This is a genomic window from Lactococcus petauri (assembly GCF_002154895.1).
Taxonomy (GTDB): Bacteria; Bacillota; Bacilli; order Lactobacillales; family Streptococcaceae; genus Lactococcus; species Lactococcus petauri.
Map to the genome: position 1 here is coordinate 367,653 of NZ_MUIZ01000002.1, position 20,574 is coordinate 388,226.

The following is a 20,574-nucleotide window of genomic DNA, read 5'->3' on the forward strand; positions in this document are numbered from 1 at the left end:
TAACCTCTTAGTATTTTGGATACCATTTCATCTCGCGAACGGCTTTCACCATATCTTTTTCTTGAGCTTGTGCTAAACCTTGTTCTTGAGCTTTTTTAGCTACTGCTTCTGCAACTTTGATTGAAACATCAGCAACATATTCAAATGGAGGAAGAACAGGAGCACCAGCAGCGCCTGGATCAACAAGACCACTCAATGAGTGCGCAGCGGCACCAATCATTTCATCAGTAAGAAGTGATGCTTCTGAAGCCAACATACCAAGTCCCAAACCAGGATAGATCAAAGCGTTATTTGCTTGACCGATTTGGTATTCGACACCTTTATAAGAGACAGTTCCTGAAGGAATACCTGTTGCAACAAAGGCTTTACCATCAGACCATGTAATCACTTGTTCAGCAGTTGCTTCCAATTTTTTAGTTGGATTTGAGATTGGGAAAATCACTGGGCGTTCAGTGTTGGCACACATTGCTTCAACAACTTCTTTTGTAAATGCACCTGCATCAGTTGAAGTACCTACCAAGATAGTAGCTTTAACTGTTTTGATAACATTGGCTAAGTCCGTCATATCGCCAGCATTTGCAAAATCTGCACGTTTTTTAGCAAATGGTTTTTGTGCTGGAGTCAAATCTTCCATATCATCAAAGAGCAAACCTTGTTTATCCATCATAAAGAAATGGTTGTAGGCTTCTTCTTCTGAAAGTCCTTCACTTACCATCTCCGCATGAACACGGTCAGCAATCCCTGCACCAGCAGAGCCACCACCGTAGCAGAGGTAAACTTGGTCTGTTAATTTTTCACCTGTGATATCAAGTGAACCGAAGATACCACCTAAAACAACAATACCAGTTCCTTGGATATCATCGTTGAAAGTTGGAATTTCTTTTTTGTATTTGTTCAAGATATTTGCAGCATTTGAACGTCCGAAATCTTCCCAGTGCAAGTAAAGTTTAGGGAACATTGCTTCAGCAGTTTCCACAAACTGGTCAACAAAGTCATAATATTGGTCACCATAAACACGTGCGTGACGATTTCCAAGATACATTGAATCTTCCAAGAGTTCTTTACGGTTAGTCCCTGCATCAATAACGATAGGAAGAACTGATGCTGGATCGATACCGGCTGCTGCAGTATAAACCATTAATTTACCAACAGAGATATCAACACCTTGTGTTCCCCAGTCACCGATACCAAGAATTCCTTCAGCATCTGTCACAACAATCAAACGGATATTGCGATCGCCCGCTGCATTTTTCAATGTTTCTTGAATATTTTCTGGATGGTTAATATCAAGATATGCAGCATATTGTGGATCTACAAATAGACGGCTGTAGTTTTCGATTGTTTCAGCAATAACTGGATCATATACGATAGGATTAAACTCTACGATATGTTGGTTAAACAAATAGTAGAACAAAGTACGGTTTGTATTGAAGATTTCCATCAAGAAATGGCGTTTCTCTAAATCAGATGGTTTTTCCAAGTAATGTTGGTAAGTTTGTTCTGCTTGTTCTTCAAGTGTTTGAACATAAGGTGGCAAAAGACCGATTAAGCCAAGTTCCTTACGTTCTTCCATAGTAAATGCTGTTCCTTTATTTAAAAAAGGATTGTTTAAAATTTCATGTGCACGCATTCGTACGTCCTCCAAATTTATTATTCCTATAAGAAATTCTTACAAGATGTATTTTAATACTTATAAAAAATTATAGTCAAACCTTTGGGTTATAATAAATATTATTTATAACAAATCGATAAACTTGTGATAGAATATAAGGGTCAAAGGAGCGTTTAAACTAATGAATTTGCATGATTTCGAGTATTTTAATGCCTTAGGAGACTTGTTGTCTTTTACTGCTGTTTCTAATCATTTTGGGGTAAGTCAGCCGACAATTACCTATGCTGTAAAGAGATTGGAACAATATTATAACTGTAATTTAATATACAAAGATCCTTCTCACCGAACAGTTGTCCTGACAGATGAAGGGAAAATATTGAAAATTCATATCGAAAGTATTTTGGAAGAGTTGGCACTCACGCAAAGAGCCATCGAGCATTCTAAAAATCATCAAAATCATATTGGTTTCCCCCCTATTATTCGAGCAAAAATTCTGGCTCAACTCTTAAACGATAAAGAGGCGATTAGCTTTTTATCTAAGTTTGATTTAGTATCGGGTGGCTCGGAGGAACTTCTGGCCAAACTTATCTCCGGCTCAATTGATTTTAGCCTTATAGGTAGCATTGCTCCCCTGATGCACCCCAACCTTTTTGTGAAATTACTTTACCAACGCGAATTTTATATCTTTGTCTCTAAAGATAACCCACTTGCCTCACGTCAAGAAATTTCGTTTAAAGAAGCCTTGGATTATCCTTTTATCCTGCTTGATGAAAGTTTTGTGCATATGGAAGCTTTCCAAAATTTGAATGAAAAATACAAGAAAAAAGCAAAAGTTCTCTTTAATTTTTCGGATATCCATACTATTGGCCAACTGGTCAACTCAAATGTTGGCATAACCTTGATGACCGATTTTCTTCCCTTTGCCGATATGGATAGTCTTATAAAGATACCACTAATACCTGAAGATAAGCAAATTTTTCATGTTCAATATGCTTATTTAAGAAGTACACTTCTCAATGCGGACTTGAAAGAATTGATTCGCTTACTGGATGAGCTAAATGAAAAAATAAATTGAAGAGAAAAGAGATTTTTTCTCTTTTTTCTTTGTTAAATTTTCTCCGTTTTTTTCACAAACTTTCGCCAACCGCATAATTCCGGAAAGAATTGTTTGACAAGTCCCACTCAAAAAAGGTAAAATATTCACAAAGACTATGTAAAGGAGATAACATGGCTGGCTCCCAAGTTAATAAACAACTACCCAAGGCAACGGCAAAACGTTTGCCTCAATATTATCGCTTGTTCAAACTTTTAGTTGATGAACAAGTAACACGCACAAACTCACAACTTATTTCGGAAAAAATTGGTGTGGATGCAGCGACGATTCGTCGCGATTTTTCACTCTTTGGTGAGCTGGGACGTCGAGGCTATGGTTATGAAACACGCGCTTTACGTGATTTCTTTGGAGAATTACTCGGACAAGATCAAGAAACGCATATCGCACTCGTAGGAGTCGGTAACCTTGGACGCGCCCTTATTAATTATGAATTCCAAAACCGCAATAAAATGCGCGTTACCCAAGCTTATGATGTTCCAGAAAACCCACTCGTTGGTACAACAACTTCTACAGGTGTTCCTATCTACGACATCGCTGACTTCTCTAAAAATATTAAAGATTCAAAAATTAAAACAGCAATTATTTCTGTAAATAAAGAGAACGCTCAAGAAGTCGCAGATATCCTAGTTAAATCAGGTATCAAAGGTATTCTTAACTTTTCACCTTTGCGTTTGCATGTACCAGAAGACGTCGTTGTTCAGTCAATTGACTTAACAAAAGAGCTTCAAACCCTTTTGTTCTTTATGTCAAATAAGGACATAAATTAAAATGAAAAAGTATAACTAACTAGTTATACTTTTTCATTTTAATTAGCACAGACTTTAATTCTCATTTATTAAGGAAAACATCCATAATAATGAAACAGTTTATATACAAAAAATTTATTACTGTAAAAAGCTTCTCTACGTTAAATCTTTATTAGACTTCTTCCAACAATAGAGATTCCTGAGATAAACGAATTATTTCCTTTCTTTTCTCATCGGCAGATACATTTAATACAAACCCAATCCCTAAAGATAAAATTAAGAAAGACGATCCTCCTTGTGAAATGAATGGAAAAGTTACACCTGATTCAGGAATAATTCCAAAAGCCCCTCCGACATTAACAGTAACTGATATAAGTAATGTAACTGCTATTCCTATGCTAATAAGAGAATTAAAAGAGTCAACCGCCTGAATACCAACTATTAATATTCTTATAATCATGAAGAATAACAATCCGAGTATAATCCCCCCTCCGAGTACACCCAATTCTTCTATAACAATTGAAAAGATAAAATCAGTATGAGCTTCTGGCAAGAAACCATGTTTTTGAATAGAATTTCCTAGTCCTAAACCAAACCAGCCTCCATTAACTACTGCATAATATGAATTTACCATTTGGTGTCCATATGTCTCTATTCCTCCGAATGGATCCACCATAGCTTTAAACCTACTATTAACGTAGTGACCTGGAATAACATCACCATTTACAGTATATAAGAATATAATAAATATAATTATCCCAATAATTAATACTCTTATTGCATATTTAAACCAATATGAAGATACGCCACTAGCACCAACCATACTACCAGTAATAACAAGAAGCATCACGGAACTCCCTAAGTCTGGCATAATTATTACTGTCCCTATCATTATAAGAATAGGAAGTCGCCAGCCTCCAAAAATTTTATAAAACAAATTTTGGCCTTTGAATAAACATTTTATATCTTGTTTATATATTTCATCCTGTTTATCTGAAAATACAGACGCTAGAAACCAAACAGTAAATATTTTTGCATACTCAGCGGGTTGAATTGTTCCAATTCCTGGTACTTGAATCCATCTGTGAGAACCATTAACTTCTGTACCTGGAGATAGACGAGTATACACAAGGGAAAGAATCAAAAAAATTAATATAAAACAGATTAATTTACGATTCTTTAGTGTCTTTAACTTCATTCTATATATAATAAAAAGTATAATAAAACTTAAAATCATAAATATAGCTTGAGTTACAACCATATGATATGGTGGCAGACCTCTAGATAGCTCATGAGGAACGGTTGTAGAACATACCATAACAATTCCTACTGCTGAGAGTAAAAGATATGGGATTAATATAGAATAGTTTAAGAAATTTGATTTTTTTAGACTATTTTTCATTTAAGTAGCCCTCATTTTCAGCTAAATTATTTTTCATATGGTAATTAAAATTATATCTGAAAATATGAAATTATTAATTAAACATAAGCAGAAATTACTTTCTTCACATTAATATAATTTTTTCAACCTTTCGAAATTTATTATTTTAATTTAGTACGTATAACGATTTATATATTTTTGAGTTATTAAATTAATTTAATAACTCAAAGTAACTCTCCGTACTTTTTAATAAATATTTTCTTAAAAATAGTTACTAAAACCATATATAATGCGATAGTTAAAAATAACCACGGGAAGAAACTTAATGGTAAGCTCATCAAACCGATAGATTTTCCAAAACCAGTAAAGGGAATAATTGTTAAACCAATAATCCCAGAAAATGTAAGAAAAGTTAATATCCCTGAAGCTCGACTTTGTAAGAATGGGATTTTTGCAGTTCTAAGCATATGTATCACTAATGTTTGTGTCCACATAGACTCCACAAACCATCCCGTATGGAACAAAGCTATAAATCCTATATAGGATGCACTCCCTGGTGTAAGAGTACTAAAGGAGCCAAACGTTGCTGGACAAATAACAAAAAACATTAAAAGATAAGTAGTAATATCAAATACAGAGCTAGTAGGACCTATCCAAAACATAAATTTACTCACGGAGCTCGCGTCCCATTTTCTAGGTTCTCTAATATATTCTTCATCCACATTATCCCAAGGGATAGCTGTACAGGATAAATCATAGATCAGGTTAAGTAAAATAAGGTGTATTGATAACATTGGCATAAATGGAAGAAAGGCACTGGCAGCTAAAACAGAAAACATATTTCCAAAATTCGAACTTGCCGTCATTTTGATATACTTAATCATATTAGCATATGTTTTACGTCCTTCAACAATTCCTTTTTCAAGAACCATTAAATCTTTTTCAAGTAATATAACATCCGCGGATTCTTTTGCAATATCCACAGCAGTATCAACTGAAATACCAACATCTGAGGCTTTCATAGCAGCAGCATCATTTATCCCGTCTCCCATGTATCCTACGCTATTCCCATTATTTCTAAGAATTGTTACAATTCTAGCTTTCTGCTTAGGTGATAGCTTTGCAAATACACTTATATCATCCGCAACTACAGAAAGTTGGACATCGCTCAGGCGATCTACTTCACTTCCGAGCAGAATCTTATCCACTGAAATACCGACTTGACGACATACAGCTCTGGTTACTTTTTCATTATCTCCTGTCAATATTTTAACGGAGACACCATGTTTCTCAAGAGCATGAATTGCTGCAGGGCAAGATTCTTTTGGTGGATCTAAAAATGCAAGATAACCCATTAAAGTCATTCCCATTTCATCTGAAACCGTTAGTTCAGCTACTGATTTAGGATTATTCTTCTGAGCAATAGCAATAACTCGCATTCCTTCAGCATTCAATCCGTCTACTCTCTTAAGAATGTATTTTTTAACACTGTCCGTTAACTGGACAATTTTGCCGTTATCTTCTACATATTGGCAAATACTTAGCATTTCTTCCACTGCACCTTTTGTAATGAGCTTCGTTTTTCCTAAGTTATCCCTAACAACTACACTCATTCGGCGTCTTTCAAAGTCGAATGGAATCTCGTCAATTTTACTATAATTGTAATCTAAAGTAGAAAGTTCAGGATATTTTTGTTTTTTATTTTCTTTCGCCTGAATAATTGCTACATCCATAAGATTTTTCAAGCCTGTTTGATAATAACTATTTAAAAATGCCTGCTCTAAAACATTGAGACTCTCAGAACCATGAATATCCATATGGTACATCAACGCTACCTTATCTTGGGTAAGCGTCCCTGTTTTATCTGTACATAGTATATTAGCTGAACCTAAGTTTTGAATGGAATTCAAATTTTTTATTATTGTTTTTTCTTTTGACATTGCAACAGCTCCCTTAGCTAAGCAAGCCGTTACAATCATAGGGAGCATTTCTGGAGTTAAGCCTACAGCTACTGCAAGAGCAAATAAAGTTGCTTCCATCCAGTCTCCTTTGGTAAAACCATTTATAAAAAGAACTACCGGAACCATAATAAGCATGAATCTAATAAGTACCCATGAAATAGAGTTAACACCCTTCTCAAAAGTAGTTTTTACTTGAGGTTCTGTAACACTTTGTGCCATTTCACCAAAGATGGTATCATTACCAACAGCCACAATAAAACCTGTTGCGCTCCCGCTTATTACGTTAGAACCCATAAAAGAAAGGTTCGGAACTTCTGTTATACTATCATATTTTTGAGTAATAATAGTATCTACTTTTTCTACTGGATCACTTTCTCCAGTAAGTGAAGCTTGACTTACAAATAAATCTTTTGCTTGTACAATACGAAGATCAGCAGGAATCATATCACCTGCAGATAAATGTACTAAGTCTCCTACAACAATATCTTCGATAGGAACTTCTTGTTTTTCCAAACCTTTTCTATAAACAGTTGCTGTTGTTGTTATCATTTTCAAAAGATTTTCAGCAGCATTCCCGCTCCGTGTTTCTTGCACAAATCTTAGAAAACCAGAAATGACTACCATAGTTGTGATAATTATGACAGCCATAGGATCTGCTTCTCCCGGTTCTGCTAAGATAATATCTGTAAATATCGATACAACAGCTAGTACAAATAAAATTGCTGTAAAAGGATTTACAAATGCTTGATATATCCTATGAATAAGAGAAGGCTTCTTACCATGAGTAATTGCGTTACTGCCATACATTTTAAACGATTCTTCTATTTGTTTTTCACTTAAACCCTCAGGATGTATTCCATATTTTTTTAACAATTCATCTTTAGAAGCTACTTTAGCAAATTCCAATCTTAATCTAGCTCTTTTTAGATTATTTGATACTTCATTATTTTCTTTATTTTTTTTCATTTACTGCACCTCAATTTCATTAATAATCATTCTTACTTTTGATGTACAGCACCTAACCCTATTTATCTTTTAAATATTTAAAAGATGAGAACATAGTTACGCCTTTGCCTATAATTTTTTTAGTTAGCCTTATGGGGTCAGGGCTGCTAATACTTTCAGGGTCCATATGTTCTCACCTCCTCTCCAAATAAAAAACCTTGCCTACGTGCTTGAACGTAGACAAGGAAATAATTCCTGAGAAAAATAATAAGCTAAAAAGATAGCAAAGATTAATTTCATGTCATCGTTCAAGCTTTAGCTCCATAGGGCAATGTTGTTGCACTATTCCATGCCTTGTTTTTCGACATGAACTGTTGGCCCTCTCATCGTGTCTCCACGACTCTGCGGCAGCAACCCGTATCCCTATGGTAGCCTCACCTACCGAAAGTTATGTATTAAAAATCACATAACATGGTTATTGTATATTTTTACTTTTTATTTGTCAAATGAAAAGTAAATTTAGTTTTAACTAAATTTAAGTATTTCGTTATCAAAAAGTCATATAACTATGTTGTAACTCTCATTGATTTATGACCTTTTTATTAGAAAGTGTCTATATAGTCATAATTCTTAATATTTCTATAGAAATATTAAGAATTATGACAAGATTATACTTTTCGAGTACCATTATTATAATAATCATCTATATTAATATGATACTACTGGTCTTACATATCTCGAAAAACTGACTTAGAACAACCACCAGAGGTAAAATAAAGATATAATATATTTAATAAAAAAGGCAAGGTATATTTGCCTTTTTATTTCAAAAAATTTTTTTGTTTCTTTATTTTAATTATTTTTTTTTCGAATATATTTTCTATAAGCACCAGGGGTCATATTAACGTGTTCTTTAAAAAGTTTAAAAAAATAAGTTTTATCAGAATAACCAACTTCTTCAATAATTTGTTGCACAGATAAATCTGTTTGTGATAAATATTTCTTAGCATAATCTATACGGAATTTTATTAGCCACTCCGAATAACTACATCCCGTCTCTTTTTTTATTAATGCTGATAAATAATTGGGGTGAAAGTGAAATTTTTGAGAAATATTTTCTAAACTAACCGTACGGATATTATTTTCTATAAAATTTAAGATTTCCTTAGCTAGGACATTATTAGAGATATCCGAGTCATGTAAACACAAGCAACTATCTGTCATTTGACTCATCTCAACAATTAGTAGAACAAAAGCAGCTTTAGTTAACTTATTATTAAAATAACACATCTTTACTACTTGTTTTAGTAAAGATAGAATATAAAAATGCACATCATCCATAGTACTAAATTGATAAATAAAATAATGACTAACATTTTCAGTATCATACGAAGTACTTTCCACAAAAAATCTGTAAAGCATTGACTCTTCTATAAATTGATTGAGTAAGCTATTATTAAAATAATTTAATTTAAAATAAAATCCAGTAACTACCGTTTCTGAGGATAGTTCTTGATATTCAATTTTTGTACTTTTATTTGCTAAAATGAGCATCCCTTCATTATATAAAAATTTTTTATTATCTAAATATACAGCAACGCTTCCCTTAAGTACATATATAATTCTTATATAAGGAGCTGTATATGTAAGCCTACCTGATGTATTTTGACAGACTAAAGCAGCGATTTCTCGTCTTAAATCTTCATCAAAACTCTTCAGCTCATCAATCATACCTGACTCACTTTTAATATAACAGTCTAAAGTTTCTAAAAAAAACCAAAAATGTGTAAAATCTTCTCCAGACACTTTATACATAATAACTCCTCTAAAATCTTAAAATAACCTACTAATAAAAGTATATATGACAGATTTTAATTTTGCAAGCTATTCATTATAATAAATATTGTATTTATTTTTATTGTGAAAAAACAAACAATGGAAATTGGAGGAAAACACATGAGTGAAACACTCAAAAAAAATGCCCCGAAAGCTGCTACAATTGCAATTGCTGCAGTTATTGCAAACATAATTTGGGGAACACCATTTAAACTTATTAAAGTCATGAACATAGAGATGGGAATAGTTCCTGATTTATTGGGAAGTAATTATCTCGGACAAGTTCTTGCAACTATTAGTCTTCGTTTTTTTATAGCAGGAATCATGACACTCATATTTGCTAAAATCATCAAAAAAAATATACTAGAAGTTAATAAAACTCAATGGAAAGAAGTTATACTAATGGGGTTAGTTTCTACGACAGCAGCCTATTTCTTTTTTAATATTGGTAATGTAAATATAACTTCGACAATAAATTCAACAATTTTAGCACAGTCAACAATTTTTTTTGCAGCAATCCTTGCTCACTTTGCATATCAAAATGATAAATTAAGCACCAGCAAAATCTTAGGACTTGTTATTGGTTTTATCGGGTTAATTATTTCTCAGTTAAATGGCGGAACACATATTAGTGACATGTTTTCTTTTTCTATTACTGGAGAAGGTTTTATGCTTATATATGGTTTGCTTGCTGCATTAGCAACTATGCTTGCTAAAAAAATTGGGTCATCTCTAAATTCTTTCGTAATGACAGGTTGGAATTTAATTATTGGTTCTCTGTTTCTTTATATAATCGGTTTTTTAATGGGGGGACGTTTATCAGCAATAAATTGGACTGCTACTGGTATAATTCTACTAATAATACTTGCTGCTGCATCTGCTATTCCCTTTAGTTTATGGTATTGGGCAGCCCAATACGCAAATCTTGGAGAAATAACTGTTTATAAATTTATTATGCCAATTTCGGGTAGTATTCTCGCCGTACTTCTTGGAGAGCATTTTACTACTTCTCTTGCCATTGGCTTGATTTTAGTTTGTCTCTCTATTGTTCTAATCAATCGTCCTTCACAATTTAAAAAGTTAGAAAGACATAAAGAAACCAGAAAACTTAAAAGCAATAATTTGTAAGAGAAACTCTAACTAAAAAAATAATAAATAACAGAAAGAAGAAACTATGAAAATTGGATTTATCGGAACTGGAAATATGGCTTCTGCCATCATAAAAGGCATTATAAAAAATAATTTTGTCGCAAGCACAGACATTTACCTTTTTGATGTGATGACTGAAAAAGTCAACATTTTTTCAAAAGAAAACAATACAAATGTATGTGCTTCAACTTCAGAACTTATTTCTTCTGTAGATACTGTTGTGCTTTCAGTAAAGCCTAATATTATTGAGAAAATACTGACAGAAAATAGAAAAATGATAATAGAAGCAAAGCCTTTGTTAATCTCAATAGCAGCAGGGACACCTACTCAGAAGATTTATAACTTTTTGAATACTAATGATAAAATTCCTATTATCCGTGTGATGCCAAATGTGAACGCTATGATCGGTAAAGGTGCTGCTGCTGTTTGTGGTAACACATTTACCAGTAATGAACATATCAACTCAACTTTAGAAATGTTTAAATCAGTTGGATTAGCTTGGTCACTTCCTGAAAAAGATTTTTCTAACTTTACAGCATTAGCAGGAAGTTCACCAGCATATGCCTACTTGTTTATTGACAGTATCTCAAGGGCTGGAGTAAAAAATGGTCTTCCAAAAGATTTATGTAATGAAATTGCTGCCCAGGCTGTTTTGGGAAGTGCAGCTATGCTTATTGAAAGTAAAGAAAATCCCTGGACACTGATTGATAGAGTATGCTCGCCAGGTGGTACAACTATTGCTGGTTTAATGGCACTAGAAGATGAGTCATTTATTTCAACTGTTGTTAAAGGAATAGATGCAACTATTATTAAAGATCAAGAAATGAATAACAAATAATAAAAAGTGGATTAATAAAATCCACTTTTTTATTATTCAACAGTCACTGCCTTTGCGAGGTTCCGAGGTTTATCAACATCCAATCCACGTTGGACAGTTGCGTAGTAAGCGATAAGCTGTGTGGGTACCACCATTGATATCGCTGAAAGATAAGGATGAACGTTATTGATAACGATATCATCGTCTTCACGCGCTACAGCTTCTTCGACAATCGTAATTGCTGAAGCCCCACGTGCCACTGTTTCCATAACGTTTCCACGGGTGTGTGCTGCAACTTCCTCGTTATTTGAAATCAGTGCAATAACAGGTGTACCATTTTCAATCAAAGAAATTGTTCCGTGTTTGAGTTCTCCAGCAGCAAAGCCTTCACATTGGATATATGAAATCTCTTTTAATTTCAAGCTGGCTTCCATAGAGACAAAGTAGTCTTGCTTGCGACCAATATAGAAAGCATTTCGTGCTTCTGATAAAAGCTTAGCTACTACGTCGGAAATCAAGTCCTTTTCTGACAATGTAGCTTCAATAGATTGAGCCACGAGTGAAATTTCTTTAACCAAGTCAAAAGAAAGCGACTTAGGATTTTGGTCTGCATCACCTACAGCTTTTGCTAAGAAAGCGAGGGTTGCAATTTGTCCAGTATAAGCTTTTGTAGAAGCAACCGAAATCTCAGGTCCAGCACCAATTAACATTGTGTATGTTGCTTCACGTGACAATGTAGAACCAGGAACATTTGTAACTGTTAAACTTGGATGACCAAGTTCATTTACTTTTACCAATACCTGACGACTATCTGCTGTTTCACCAGATTGTGAAAGGAAGATGAACAAAGGGTTTTTACTCAATAATGGCATACCGTAACCCCACTCAGAAGCCACGCCAAGCTCAACTGGTGTATTTGTCAGCTCTTCAAGGATTTGTTTTGAAGCATAACCTGCATGAAGTGACGTTCCTGCCGCAATAATATAAATGCGATCTGCTTCTTGAACTGCTTTAACAATATCCGTATCAACAGTTAATTGTCCGTCTTGATCGGCATAAGTTGAGACCAATTTACGCATTACTGTTGGTTGTTCATCAATTTCTTTGAGCATGTAGTAAGGATATGTTCCTTTACCAATGTCAGAAAGATCAAGTTCTGCTGTGTAGCTTTGGCGCTCAATCTTATTTCCTTCATAATCCATGACTTCAGCCTTATCTTTAGTTAAGATAACCAGTTCTTTGTCATGAATTTCCATAAATTCAGATGTTTCACGAATCATCGCCATGGCATCAGAACACACCATATTGTAGCCGTCTCCCAAGCCGATAAGTAAAGGAGATTTATTTTTCGCAACATAGACTACATCAGCATCTTCAGCATCCATAAGAGCAAAAGCATAAGAACCTTCAATAATAGAGAGTGCTTTTTTAAATGCTTCAAGTACAGAAAGTCCTTCTTCTTCTGCAAACTTAGCGATGAGATGGACAGCAACTTCTGTGTCTGTTTGACCTTTAAATGTATCTTTAGCGAGATATTCTTCTCTGATTTCGGAGAAGTTTTCAATTACACCATTATGTACTAAAACGAAACGTCCTGAAGTAGAAGTATGAGGATGCGCGTTATCTTCAGTTGGTTTACCATGGGTCGCCCAACGTGTATGACCAATCCCTGTTGATCCTGTAACGTTATCACCTGTTTTTGCCTCTAAATCTGCAATGCGACCTACAGATTTTACAAGATTCGCTTGTCCGGTACCATCAGCAACAAAGATTCCTGCTGAATCATAACCACGGTATTCAAGTTTTTCAAGACCTTGCATTAGAATGTCTGTTGCATTACGATTTCCGACAACTCCTACGATACCACACATATTAATTTCTCCATAAGCTAATTGGTATAGTTAGCTTTTTCTTTATTTTTCGTCAATAAGAATATGATAATACAATGTTTTGTATTTGTCAAGAATAATAAATCATTAATTGGTATAGTTTTTATTAAGTAAAAAAAATAAATCTTCCGATTTACTTTAATTGTAATTTGAATAATGCTTTATCTATTTCTGTAAGTACCTTTTCGAGATCTTCTGCATTATTTACGAAGTCAAGTGCGTCTCCATTAATCCGTATTTTAGGTGACACATCATAATTTTCATACCAAGACGGGTATTCTTCGTGAACTTGATGATAATATGCTTTTAATTCAGGCTGATCGTCAACCTGTTCAAAACTGCGACCACGTTGCGCAATCCGGGAAAGCATTGTTTCAAAGCTCACATCAATATAAACAAGTAAGTCAGGCCGCTTTTTAGGCATTCCTTCCATTTCCTCGAGCATATTACTGAGCAAGTTCTGATAGATTTCCAACTCTGTTTTGGTAACATTGCCATTTTTATAGTTTAGAGTTAGGAAAAGTTCGTCTTCAAAAATTGACCGGTCAAGGACATTATTCTCTTGAGTATAAGCCATTTTGATTGATTCAAAACGCTTGTTCAAAAAATAGATTTGTAACAAAAAAGCATACTTTTTTGGATCTTGATAATACAAATCAAGAACCGGATTATTATCTACTGCCTCATAGTAAACATCTGTTCCAAGATGCTCCCCTAAAGCTTTTGCTAAGCTTGATTTTCCAGCTCCTATTGTTCCTGCTAAAACAATCACAGTTTTCTTCCTCCTAAAGTCCATCAAGGACTGTTTTTTTTATCGCTCTGACTCTAAGATGTATGCCCTAATTTGAGACATGAAATACAAAGAACCGGTCATTAAAAGTACATCGTCTTTCTGTAGATTTGCTTTTAATGCTGAAAATGTACTCTTCCAATCTTCAGCCAATGCTACATTTTCTTTTTTTAAGTAAGTAAAATCTTCTAATTTTAAAGCTTTCGGATAATCAAAAGTTGTCAAAATAAGCTCAGAATTATCAACAGTTTGCAACATTTTAATCATTTCAGTAATATCTTTTGTGACCAGAGCTGAAAAGAGAATCGTAATTTTACGACCTGAAAATTCATTTTTTAAGTTTTCCAAGAGTCGTTGCATGGCATGTACATTATGCGCCCCATCAAGTAGTGTTAAAGGAGCTCGGCTGATTTCTTCCATGCGCGCTGGCCAGAAAGTTCTTTTTAAGCCCTTTCTGATTGCTTCTTCTGAAAGTGATAATCCTACTTTCTGCGCGTAAACCATAGTAAGTTTAACAGCAAGCCCTGCATTATCTATTTGATGAAGACCAAGTAAGGCTTTTTCCAAGTTGAGCAAGTGAATTTCATCATCCTTGTAATTAAATCGCTCATTTTCAAGGATTTCTACCTGATAATCAATACCGTATTGATAATGCTGCGCTTGATTTTTTTGAGCTGTTTGCGCAATAACAGCTAGAGCTTCGTCTGCTATTTTCCCTGTCACCAAGGGTGTATTCGGCTTAATGATTCCTGCCTTTTGGGCAGCTATCTTTTCTAGGGTATCCCCTAAGATATCCATATGGTCCATGCCAATTGTTGTAATTGCAGTTGCTACAGGTTGAATGACATTAGTACTATCTAAAAGTCCCCCTAAGCCTACTTCTATCAAAGCTACATCAACGTGTTCGTCTGCAAAATAGCGAAAAGCCAGAGCGGTAATAATTTCAAATTCTGTGATGCCAGCAAGGCTTTCATCCTTATCCATTTCTTCTACGAATGGTTTTAGTTGCTCAACATACATGATAAGTTTGTCATCAGGAATAGGATGACCATTAATCGCCATCCGTTCGCCAAAAGTCGCAATAAAAGGACTGGTAAAAGTAGCTACAGTCAAGTCCAACTGCTCCAGAATACCTCTGGTAAAAGCAACAGTTGAACCTTTGCCATTTGTACCAGCAACATGAATCATTGATAACTCTTTTTCAGGGTTTCCAAGCAATTTGAGCAAGGCTTCAATTCGTGTCAATCCTGGACGGATATTAAATTTAAGACGAGAATGTATCCATTCTAGTGCTGTTTCGATAGTCATGTTAGGCTTGTTTTCCCTTCTAGAAAATACTTTTTAAATTCCTCAGGTGCCTCTGTTTTGGAAAGCAAAAAAACAGGCAGCTCTGCCAGTTCAGAAGGCTCATCCCGCAATTTAAGGAGATAACGAAAATCTATGTGCTGATGTGCTTTTTCTTCCTTAACCGCATTATAGGGAATATTAATAAGATTCACATCTATAAGACGTTGTGTATCAGCTGTCAGACCTGTTTCTTCATGGAATTCACGCTTTGCCGTCTCATAGGGTTTTTCCCCTTCTTCGACATGTCCAGCAGGCAGTAAGAGTTCTTTTTGATAGGGATGCTCGATAAAATACATTTTCTCCCCTTTAAAAACGACAGCAGATGCTGATAGTTGCAAATCCGGATTCTGTTTTCCTTCAAGTCCTTTTTTATTGCGTAAAAGAGCAATTACCTGTTCTTGTTTTTTAGAACTTTCTAAAACAGAAAGTTCACGTATCAAATCATTATACATTAGTATTTTTGGTATATTTTAAAATTATCAATTAAACGTCGTGTTGCTGCAACATCATGTACACGTAGGACACGCCCACCATCCATCATCATTTGATTTTCAAGAATCAATGTTGATAAAAGACGCTCATCTACTTCCATATTCATAAGATTGGTCATAAAAGATTTACGAGAGATTGCGACCATCACCGGCAAACCTAGGCAAGTCAATAGTTCAGTCGTTTTTAGGCGCTGTAAAGAGTCAATTCCTGTTGCTCCGCCTGAAAAACCAACGCCTGGGTCTACACATATTTGTGCATTCGCAATGTCAAGTTGATTTAATTCTTTCTGTTTCTCTGTAAAATAGACTGGCAGTTCTTGATAAACATTATCTGCGTAATGCATACCTGCTCGACCATTATTCATAGCAACCAAAGCCGGTTGATATTCTTGCATCAACTGTAGTTTTTCAGGTGTATCAAAACCATCAATATCATTAATAATATCTGCACCTGCATCCAGTACACGCTGCATAACATAGGCTTCATCAGTGTCTATAGCGATAACTGCTTCCGGAAATGCCTTACGAATACTCTGCAAGGGCTGAGCGAGACGTTGACATTCTTCTTCTGGCGAAATATCTGCGTAACCTGGACGAGAAGACTTTCCTCCAAGTTCAATGACTTGTGCCCCCTCTTGTAAATCCTGTTCTACTCGTTGTAGGATAAAATCCAAATTGAGATTTTCTTCTGCACCATCATAGAATGAATCTGGTGTGACATTGACAATAGAATAAACAATCGGATCCAAAGTCAAATCAAAAGAGAAATTCTGTCCTGACCAAATAATCTGATGACGTTTAAAAATGCGCTCCAAATCCAATTTTTCCTGAGATGTAGGCCAAGCCTTAATCAAATCCGCCAATTCATAAATCGTTAAAAAAGTCAGCAAATCATGATTGTCTACGAGAACTTTTGCTCTTACACGGTACAAAAGATTACCCAATTTAGCTTTTTCTTGGCTGCTCATCTCAGTAAAACAGATAGAGATGTGCTTCAGAGAAAAACAATCAGTGTTTTTTTCAATGATTTTCATTTTAATTCAAGCTTTCTAAAAATTCGAGACGTGTTTCTCTGCTTTCTTCAAATTCACCCATGAAGAAAGAGGTTTTTGTTTGGGAATTTCCTTTTTTAACACCACGCATTTCCACACACATATGACGCGCTTCGACAACAACTGCAACACCTTTTGGCTCTAAGATATCATTTAAGATTTCCGCTATGTCTCGCGTAATGTTCTCTTGTACTGAAAGTTTATGCGAAACGTAGTTGACCAAGCGCGGTATCTTGCTTAAGCCAATAATATTGCCATCTTTAGGGATATAGGCTACGTTTGCCTTACCAAAGAAAGGCAACATGTGATGTTCGCACATCGAGTAAAAGGGAATGTCCTTGATTAAGATAGTTTGATCCTGGTCTGTTTTTTCAATTTTAAAGAGTTTATACTCCTCAAATTGCGTTAATTTTTGTGAAGAGAGAATTTCTTCATACATTTTAGCTACACGTTCTGGCGTTTCTAAGAGTCCTTCCCGTTCAGGATCTTCACCAACAGCTGAGAGAATTTCTCGTACAGCAAGCTCAATACGTTTTCTAGCGGGCTTTTCCGTCGGAATTTCTACTATTTCTTGTTCAGTATCCTTGAGCTTTTCAATAGCTTGTTTCACTTGTTGCTCGTATGAGAAACCAGGCTCTAAAATTTCCAAAAGTGGCACAAGAACAAAAAGGCGATTAAAGACTTCTTTGTGCGGAACCATCAAATCTTCCTCTAAAATTTGTTCGTTTCCGTAAAATAAAATATCGATATCTATCGTGCGTGGTCCCCAATGAATTTTGCGAACACGATTTAATTTGGCTTCGATTTTATGAATAAGCTCCAATAGCTGGCTAGCTTCAAGTGTCGTTGAAATCTTCAAGGCCATATTGACAAAGTCATCTTGCTCCACTCCCCCGACAGGTGAGGTTTGATAAAACTTTGATCTTCTATCTATTAAAATGGCCGAATCCTGTCCCAATAAGCTTACCGCATCTTGCAAGTAAGCTTGCTTGTCTCCAATATTGCTCCCTAAACTCAAATAAACCGTTTGCATCACTTTCTTGCTTCCCCCCTTAGAAAGCCGTAAATATTTTCTAAAAGTTAAATATTTTAACCGACCATTTCAATTTCGACATTGTCAAAGATTCCTGCAATAGGTACAGCCAATTTGCGGATATGTACTTCTACTGTTTTCACTTTATTGTTTTGTTTAATGGCTTGAATGATATCGAAAGCCAACTTTTCAATCAAATCTGCACGTGAGACTTCAATTATTTCCGCGATACTCTCATAAAAAGCAACATAACTCAAAGTTTTGTCAAGCTCATCTAAACCAGAGTAGGAAAAATTCGTGGTAACAATCAAGTCAATTTCTAAATTTTGCCCTAAGATCTTTTCTTCAGGTAAAACACCGATATGTGAAAAGAACTTCATATTGTTAATCTTAATCTTATACATATTGTTCAATGGCTTTCCAAGCCTCCTCGATTCCTGTTTTATCAAAACTAGAAAAGATTACAAAATCATCTGTGCTGTCAAATTGCAAGGCTTTTTTTATCACTGAGACATGCTTGTTCCATTTACCGCGTGGAATTTTGTCGGCCTTTGTTGCAACTAAAATTACGGGAATATCATAGAATTTCAAAAAAGTGTACATCAGCTTGTCATCTTCAGATGGTTCGTGTCGTAAATCAACGAGAGCGACCACCGCTTTAAGATTAGGCGCTGTAGTGAGATATTCTTCAATCATCTTACCGAACTTTTCACGCTCTTTTTTCGAAACACGTGCATAGCCGTATCCTGGAACGTCTACCAAATGAACCGTATCATCTACATTGTAAAAATTTAGGAGCTGCGTTTTACCTGGCGAACTTGAGGTACGCGCAAAGTTCTTACGGTTTAATAAGGTATTGATAAAGCTTGATTTTCCAACGTTAGAGCGACCAGCAAGAGCAATTTCCGGCATGTCTGTCTCTGGATATTGCTTGGCAGAGGCTGCTGAAATAGTCAGTTGTAAATTATTAGGGTTTATTTTCATTATTTCTCTCTTTCCTTGTGTGTCAAACTATTTTAGATAGTTGCGCAAGGTTTATTTAAAGTCTTTTTTAGGGAAGAAGGTTCACAAATCACATCTCTCCCTGTCTATTATCATTGATTTACTAAAGGTAAATCAATGATAATAACAAGAAAACCATGAGCACTCATGATTTTCTGTTTTTTATTTTTGAATATAAATGATTTCTGCTTCTGCTTTATCACGCACAGCTGCTTCCGTAATAATCACTTTTTCAATATTATCATGACTTGGTATTTCAAACATGATATCCATCATCACTTCTTCAATGATTGAACGTAAGCCACGTGCACCTGTTTTACGTTCGATAGCTTTCTCAGCAATGGCATGCAAAGCTGCATCCTCAAATTCCAGTTCCACATTGTCATAGCTTAACAACTGCTTGTATTGCTTGATAAGTGCGTTTTTAGGCTCGGTCAAGATACTGATAAGATCAGCTTCTGTCAAACGTTCAAGCGCAGCAACTACAGGCAACCGTCCAATAAATTCAGGAATCAATCCGAAAGTTTGGATATCTTCAGCAATGATTTCTTGCATATAAGATTCATTGTCAGACAAGGCCTTATTATTTGTGCCAAAGCCGATAATTTTCTCACCTAAGCGTTGTTTGACAATTTCTTCAATACCGTCAAAGGCTCCGCCTACAATGAAGAGAATGTTTTTAGTATCAATTTGAATCATCTCTTGGTTAGGATGTTTACGCCCACCTTGTGGGGGAACGCTGGCAACTGTACCTTCGATAATTTTTAAGAGGGCTTGTTGTACACCTTCACCGGAAACGTCACGAGTGATAGAAACATTTTCTGATTTTTTAGCAATTTTATCAATTTCATCAATGTAGATGATACCACGCTCAGCACGTTCAATATTGAAATCACTAGCTTGCAGCAGTTTGAGCAAGATATTTTCAACATCTTCACCCACATAGCCTGCTTCTGTCAAACTTGTAGCATCAGCAATAGCAAAAGGAACATTAAGCGACTTAGCTAAAGTTTGTGCCAAAAAAGTTTTCCCTGAACCTGTAGGACCAATCAATAAGATATTAGACTTTTGAAGTTCAACTTCTTCGTCATCTTGACCTGTAAAGTTGATGCGTTTGTAATGATTATAAACAGCAACCGCAAGTGCACGTTTTGCACGCTCTTGCCCGATAACATAACCATTCAGATGATCCAACATTTCTCTTGGGGTCATTACAGGAGTGGTTTCAAATTCTTGAGCCATTTCCTCGCGCATCTCTTCTTCAATCAAATGGCTTGATAGCTCCACACATTCGTCACAAATATAAACACCGACACCGGCGATAAGTTTCTTTACTTCTGGTTGGCTCTTGCCACAGAATGAACAATATATATTTTCGTTTTCTTTTGTATCGTTAGACATTTATTTCT

At 35.2% G+C, this 20,574-nt stretch carries 17 protein-coding genes and 1 riboswitch; of the genes, 4 read left to right on the forward strand and 13 right to left on the reverse strand.

The genetic code is table 11. The features are described 5' to 3' along the window. Positions 1-7 precede the first annotated feature (7 nt). Positions 8-1,630: a malolactic enzyme gene (locus BZZ03_RS04385; RefSeq protein ID WP_019299352.1), complete on the reverse strand. Its 1,623-nt coding sequence runs from the start codon at positions 1,628-1,630 to the stop codon at positions 8-10. Positions 1,631-1,793: 163 nt separating this feature from the next. Here BZZ03_RS04385 and BZZ03_RS04390 point away from each other — a divergent pair, with 163 nt between their 5' ends. Both BZZ03_RS04390 and BZZ03_RS04395 read left to right on the forward strand, forming a co-directional pair. Beyond that, on the forward strand, positions 1,794-2,687 hold the full coding sequence (locus BZZ03_RS04390; protein WP_004257125.1) for a LysR family transcriptional regulator: 894 nt from the start codon (positions 1,794-1,796) through the stop codon (positions 2,685-2,687). 152 nt (positions 2,688-2,839) lie between these two features. Continuing rightward, positions 2,840-3,493: a redox-sensing transcriptional repressor Rex gene (locus tag BZZ03_RS04395; protein ID WP_019299353.1), complete on the forward strand. Its 654-nt coding sequence runs from the start codon at positions 2,840-2,842 to the stop codon at positions 3,491-3,493. Between the two features lie 151 nt (positions 3,494-3,644). Here BZZ03_RS04395 and BZZ03_RS04400 read toward each other — a convergent pair whose 3' ends face one another. From BZZ03_RS04400 to BZZ03_RS04410, 3 genes are all read right to left on the reverse strand, one after another. After that, entirely contained in the window at positions 3,645-4,874 is a 1,230-nt protein-coding gene (locus BZZ03_RS04400; protein ID WP_061413062.1) for an FtsW/RodA/SpoVE family cell cycle protein, read from the reverse strand. A 203-nt stretch (positions 4,875-5,077) separates the two neighbouring features. Then, positions 5,078-7,780 (reverse strand): magnesium-translocating P-type ATPase, encoded by a 2,703-nt coding sequence (mgtA, locus tag BZZ03_RS04405; RefSeq protein WP_086582628.1) that lies wholly within the window; start codon positions 7,778-7,780, stop codon positions 5,078-5,080. A 272-nt stretch (positions 7,781-8,052) separates the two neighbouring features. Then, positions 8,053-8,212, reverse strand: a riboswitch (M-box (ykoK) riboswitch). Positions 8,213-8,611: 399 nt separating this feature from the next. After that, entirely contained in the window at positions 8,612-9,574 is a 963-nt protein-coding gene (locus tag BZZ03_RS04410) for a helix-turn-helix domain-containing protein (protein WP_019299357.1), read from the reverse strand. 141 nt (positions 9,575-9,715) lie between these two features. Between BZZ03_RS04410 and BZZ03_RS04415 the strand changes: the two genes are divergently transcribed. Beyond that, complete coding sequence (locus BZZ03_RS04415) at positions 9,716-10,723, forward strand: DMT family transporter (RefSeq protein WP_019299358.1); 1,008 nt, start codon at positions 9,716-9,718, stop codon at positions 10,721-10,723. 46 nt (positions 10,724-10,769) lie between these two features. Beyond that, on the forward strand, positions 10,770-11,582 hold the full coding sequence (gene proC, locus BZZ03_RS04420; RefSeq protein WP_019299359.1) for a pyrroline-5-carboxylate reductase: 813 nt from the start codon (positions 10,770-10,772) through the stop codon (positions 11,580-11,582). A 32-nt stretch (positions 11,583-11,614) separates the two neighbouring features. Here proC and glmS read toward each other — a convergent pair whose 3' ends face one another. The 9 genes from glmS to clpX all read right to left on the reverse strand — a co-directional run bounded on the left by glmS (position 11,615) and on the right by clpX (position 20,566). Next, on the reverse strand, positions 11,615-13,432 hold the full coding sequence (gene glmS / locus BZZ03_RS04425) for a glutamine--fructose-6-phosphate transaminase (isomerizing) (RefSeq protein ID WP_086582629.1): 1,818 nt from the start codon (positions 13,430-13,432) through the stop codon (positions 11,615-11,617). Between the two features lie 151 nt (positions 13,433-13,583). Next, the gene (locus BZZ03_RS04430) at positions 13,584-14,222 is read right to left on the reverse strand and encodes a deoxynucleoside kinase (protein WP_086582630.1); all 639 of its coding nucleotides are present in this window, start codon (positions 14,220-14,222) and stop codon (positions 13,584-13,586) included. 39 nt (positions 14,223-14,261) lie between these two features. Further along, the gene (locus BZZ03_RS04435; RefSeq protein WP_086582631.1) at positions 14,262-15,548 is read right to left on the reverse strand and encodes a bifunctional folylpolyglutamate synthase/dihydrofolate synthase; all 1,287 of its coding nucleotides are present in this window, start codon (positions 15,546-15,548) and stop codon (positions 14,262-14,264) included. Next, a complete protein-coding gene (locus tag BZZ03_RS04440; protein ID WP_086582632.1) occupies positions 15,545-16,039 on the reverse strand; it encodes an NUDIX domain-containing protein in 495 nt (164 codons plus the stop codon). The genes BZZ03_RS04435 and BZZ03_RS04440 overlap by 4 nt, the downstream gene beginning before the upstream one ends. Then, on the reverse strand, positions 16,039-17,112 hold the full coding sequence (gene folP, locus BZZ03_RS04445; protein WP_086582633.1) for a dihydropteroate synthase: 1,074 nt from the start codon (positions 17,110-17,112) through the stop codon (positions 16,039-16,041). Before folP ends, BZZ03_RS04440 begins: the two co-directional genes overlap by 1 nt. A gap of 1 nt (position 17,113) precedes the next feature. Further along, the gene (gene folE / locus BZZ03_RS04450; RefSeq protein WP_019294013.1) at positions 17,114-18,163 is read right to left on the reverse strand and encodes a GTP cyclohydrolase I FolE; all 1,050 of its coding nucleotides are present in this window, start codon (positions 18,161-18,163) and stop codon (positions 17,114-17,116) included. A 56-nt stretch (positions 18,164-18,219) separates the two neighbouring features. Next, positions 18,220-18,567 carry a dihydroneopterin aldolase gene (gene folB, locus BZZ03_RS04455; protein ID WP_086582634.1) on the reverse strand — a complete coding sequence of 116 codons (348 nt, stop codon included), beginning with the start codon at positions 18,565-18,567 and terminating at the stop codon, positions 18,220-18,222. Beyond that, positions 18,560-19,147, reverse strand: coding sequence for a ribosome biogenesis GTP-binding protein YihA/YsxC (yihA, locus tag BZZ03_RS04460; protein ID WP_019294015.1), 588 nt, complete (start codon positions 19,145-19,147; stop codon positions 18,560-18,562). The genes folB and yihA overlap by 8 nt, the downstream gene beginning before the upstream one ends. 180 nt (positions 19,148-19,327) lie before the next feature. Next, positions 19,328-20,566, reverse strand: coding sequence for an ATP-dependent Clp protease ATP-binding subunit ClpX (gene clpX, locus BZZ03_RS04465; RefSeq protein ID WP_019294016.1), 1,239 nt, complete (start codon positions 20,564-20,566; stop codon positions 19,328-19,330). Positions 20,567-20,574 lie beyond the last annotated feature (8 nt).

What these genes read in the sequence shown, in the direction of transcription:
- BZZ03_RS04385 (WP_019299352.1), bottom strand. Translation starts at nt 1,630, where the DNA reads ATGCGTGCACATGAAATTTTAAACAATCCTTTTTTAAATAAAGGAACA.
- BZZ03_RS04390 (WP_004257125.1), top strand. Translation starts at nt 1,794, where the DNA reads ATGAATTTGCATGATTTCGAGTATTTTAATGCCTTAGGAGACTTGTTG.
- BZZ03_RS04395 (WP_019299353.1), top strand. Translation starts at nt 2,840, where the DNA reads ATGGCTGGCTCCCAAGTTAATAAACAACTACCCAAGGCAACGGCAAAA.
- BZZ03_RS04400 (WP_061413062.1), bottom strand. Translation starts at nt 4,874, where the DNA reads ATGAAAAATAGTCTAAAAAAATCAAATTTCTTAAACTATTCTATATTA.
- mgtA (WP_086582628.1), bottom strand. Translation starts at nt 7,780, where the DNA reads ATGAAAAAAAATAAAGAAAATAATGAAGTATCAAATAATCTAAAAAGA.
- BZZ03_RS04410 (WP_019299357.1), bottom strand. Translation starts at nt 9,574, where the DNA reads ATGTATAAAGTGTCTGGAGAAGATTTTACACATTTTTGGTTTTTTTTA.
- BZZ03_RS04415 (WP_019299358.1), top strand. Translation starts at nt 9,716, where the DNA reads ATGAGTGAAACACTCAAAAAAAATGCCCCGAAAGCTGCTACAATTGCA.
- proC (WP_019299359.1), top strand. Translation starts at nt 10,770, where the DNA reads ATGAAAATTGGATTTATCGGAACTGGAAATATGGCTTCTGCCATCATA.
- glmS (WP_086582629.1), bottom strand. Translation starts at nt 13,432, where the DNA reads ATGTGTGGTATCGTAGGAGTTGTCGGAAATCGTAATGCAACAGACATT.
- BZZ03_RS04435 (WP_086582631.1), bottom strand. Translation starts at nt 15,548, where the DNA reads ATGACTATCGAAACAGCACTAGAATGGATACATTCTCGTCTTAAATTT.
- BZZ03_RS04440 (WP_086582632.1), bottom strand. Translation starts at nt 16,039, where the DNA reads ATGTATAATGATTTGATACGTGAACTTTCTGTTTTAGAAAGTTCTAAA.
- folP (WP_086582633.1), bottom strand. Translation starts at nt 17,112, where the DNA reads ATGAAAATCATTGAAAAAAACACTGATTGTTTTTCTCTGAAGCACATC.
- folE (WP_019294013.1), bottom strand. Translation starts at nt 18,163, where the DNA reads ATGCAAACGGTTTATTTGAGTTTAGGGAGCAATATTGGAGACAAGCAA.
- folB (WP_086582634.1), bottom strand. Translation starts at nt 18,567, where the DNA reads ATGTATAAGATTAAGATTAACAATATGAAGTTCTTTTCACATATCGGT.
- yihA (WP_019294015.1), bottom strand. Translation starts at nt 19,147, where the DNA reads ATGAAAATAAACCCTAATAATTTACAACTGACTATTTCAGCAGCCTCT.
- clpX (WP_019294016.1), bottom strand. Translation starts at nt 20,566, where the DNA reads ATGTCTAACGATACAAAAGAAAACGAAAATATATATTGTTCATTCTGT.